Source organism: Amnibacterium sp. (assembly GCF_051956055.1).
Lineage (GTDB): Bacteria > Actinomycetota > Actinomycetes > Actinomycetales > Microbacteriaceae > Amnibacterium.
In genome coordinates, this window is the sequence record NZ_JBQCGC010000049.1 from 1 (window position 1) to 2,519 (window position 2,519).

Sequence of the window (2,519 nt, forward strand, 5' to 3'; positions counted from 1 at the left end):
AGGACGATCGCGGACCCGCGGAGCGCCCCGAGCGTCGTGATGCGCTCGCCCTCGACCAGCTGGATGCCGGGATGCTCACGTGCCCGGGTCGTCAGGACGTCGGCGATGTGTCGCCCGGTGTCCGCGCCGCCGGCGTGGACGACGCGGTCGCGGGAGTGGCCGCCCTCGCGGCCGAGGCCGTCGTCGAAGTGCACGCCGAGGCGGCGTAGCTCCGCGATCCGCGCCGGGGCTTCCTCCGTGAGCAACTCGACGGCGCTGGGCCGGCAGAGGCCGCGGCCCGCGGTGAGCGTGTCGGCCGCGTGCAGCGCCGGATCGTCGTCGGCTCCCACCGCCGCCGCCACGCCTCCCTGGGCGGCGTAGCTGTTCGAGCGCGTGTGTGAGGCCTTGGCGAGGACGAGAACCGAAGCTCCCGTATCGGCGGCAGCGAGCGCCGCGGAGAGGCCGGCGACTCCGGCTCCGACGACGAGGACGTCGCCTCTCTCGCGTTTTTGCCTCACAATCGATAACCTCGGTGTCGAGTCTACATGGTTGACGACTCTCAGGCGAAAACTTCGGCGCACGCGGTCCTCGCGGCGGTCCTGCAGGTCCGCGGCGGGCAACTTCAGGCGCTGCTCTGGCAGAGGGCCCGCGAGCCGTTCGGGGGGTGCTGGGCGCTCCCCGGCGGGGCGCTCGCGGCGGACGAGACGCTCGCGGAGTCGGTACGGCGACATCTCGCGGAGAAGGTCGACGTGCGGGAGGTGTCGCACCTCGAACAGCTGGAGACGCGGAGCGATCCGCACCGCAACCCGGCCCGCCGTGAGCTCGCCACCGCCTACCTCGGCCTCGTCCCGAGCGGGCTCGACCCGAAGGTGCCTTCCGACACGCGCTGGCATCCGGTCGACGAGCTTCCCGAACTCGCCTACGACCACGAGGAGATCCTGCTCAGCGCGCGTGAGCGGCTGCGGGCGAAGCTCTCGTACACGAATCTCGGCTTCGCGCTCGCGCCGCCGACCTTCACGCTCGCCGAACTCCGCGACCTCTATGCCGCGGCGCTCGGGCACCCCGTGAGCGCGACGAACCTCCAGCGGGTCCTGCTCCGGCGCCGCCTGCTGGAGGACACCGGCGAGCATCGCCACTACGGCCGCGGCGGTGGCCGGCCCGCGGCGATCTACCGCTTCCGCAGCGAACGGCTGGAGATCACCGATCAGTTCGCCGTCCTCCGGCCGCCTACAATGGCCAGCTGATGGCGGTCCAGACCCAGACCCTCGCTCAGCCGCGCCGCCCGAATTATCGGGCCTTCCTCGCGTTCCTCTTCGGCGTCCTGGCCGCGGCGGTCATCCCTGCCGCGATCGAGCTCACACGGAAGATCCCCGGCGCAGCTCTGCTGGACGCCGTGTGGGCGATCCCCGTCGCCGCGTCCGCGGCTGTGGTGTCGCTCCTCTTCGCCCGCGGCGCAAAGGGCGCGATCGCTCGGACCCTCGAACGCACCGGCGGCTCCGCATGGATCCAGGTCGGGCGCATCCTCGCCGTCGCAGGAATCTGCTTCGCCCTGTCGGCCTCGCTCGCGGTCGGGTTGTACGAGCTGCTTCTCCGCCTTGAGCACTAGTCGTAGACTGCCGCCGTGTTCGAGATAGGGAACAGCCTGAGGGAGGTGCGCGAGCGGCAGGGTCTCGGCTATCCCGAGATCGAGCTCGCGACGAAGATCCGCGCGAAGTACATCCGGGCCCTCGAGGAGGAGGACTTCGACTCCGTCCCGGGCGACGCCTATGTGCGCGGCTTCCTCAGGACCTATGCGGAATACCTCGGGCTCGACGGAGACGTCTATGTCGACGAGTACGCGTCGCGCTTCTTGGCCGACTGGCGCGAAGAGCCGCGCGAGCGTCCGGAGAGACCGCGGGTGCGGAGGCGTGAGCGTCGTTTCGAGCGCCGCGCGGTGCTTCTGGTGCTCGCCGGGATCGCGCTCGTCACGGCGCTGGTCTTCGCCGCTTGGCGCTACGGGGGCGGCACGGGAGCGCAGCCCCCGACCGTCGGGACGCAGCAGAGGCACCAGCATCCCGCGTCGGCACGTCAGCTCGTCCTGCACGGCGTCGGGCCTGGGACCTATGTCGAGGTGCGCCGGCGGTCGGGGGACAACGTCGTCCTGCAGGGGACGGTCGGCGCCGGAGAGACCTACAGGCTGGCCGGGAGCCGTTTCTATCTCCTCGTGCGCCGGCCCGCGGGTCTGCGGGCCACCCTCAGAGGCCGCGCCGTGGCATTGCCGGCCGCGACCAACCTGCGCGTACTCGTCACACCGCAGCGGACCACGCGCCTGCACGGGTGAGCCCGCGGCCGCGGGCACTGGTCGTCGTCACCGGCAGTGAACTCGTCCGCGGCGAACGCACGGACCGGAACGGCCCGTTCCTCGCCGCCGAAGCGCTGAAGAACGGGCTCGAACCCGCCCGCATCACGATCGTGGGGGACGCTCCGACCGAACTCGAGGCCGTCCTGCGGGAGGGACTGGAGGCAGATGCGTGCCTCATCTCGGGCGGGCTCGGCCCGAC

5 protein-coding genes are annotated in these 2,519 nt (G+C 71.6%); 4 read left to right on the forward strand and 1 reads right to left on the reverse strand.

Annotated elements, in window-relative coordinates; genetic code table 11:
• The coding region (locus ACTHLI_RS07445; protein WP_440182525.1) for an FAD-dependent oxidoreductase at positions 1 to 560 on the reverse strand (560 nt) is incomplete at its 3' end.
• Between ACTHLI_RS07445 and ACTHLI_RS07450 the strand changes: the two genes are divergently transcribed.
• The 4 genes from ACTHLI_RS07450 to ACTHLI_RS07465 form a co-directional block, all read left to right on the forward strand.
• Complete coding sequence (locus tag ACTHLI_RS07450; RefSeq protein ID WP_440182526.1) at positions 525 to 1,223, forward strand: NUDIX hydrolase; 699 nt, start codon at positions 525 to 527, stop codon at positions 1,221 to 1,223. The genes ACTHLI_RS07445 and ACTHLI_RS07450 overlap by 36 nt on opposite strands.
• Entirely contained in the window at positions 1,223 to 1,585 is a 363-nt protein-coding gene (locus ACTHLI_RS07455; RefSeq protein WP_440182527.1) for a hypothetical protein, read from the forward strand. Before ACTHLI_RS07450 ends, ACTHLI_RS07455 begins: the two co-directional genes overlap by 1 nt.
• 15 nt (positions 1,586 to 1,600) lie before the next feature.
• Positions 1,601 to 2,299 carry a helix-turn-helix domain-containing protein gene (locus ACTHLI_RS07460; protein ID WP_440182528.1) on the forward strand — a complete coding sequence of 233 codons (699 nt, stop codon included), beginning with the start codon at positions 1,601 to 1,603 and terminating at the stop codon, positions 2,297 to 2,299.
• A partial coding sequence (locus ACTHLI_RS07465) for a molybdopterin-binding protein (protein ID WP_440182529.1) occupies positions 2,296 to 2,519 on the forward strand: 224 nt, incomplete at its 3' end. The genes ACTHLI_RS07460 and ACTHLI_RS07465, both read left to right, overlap by 4 nt.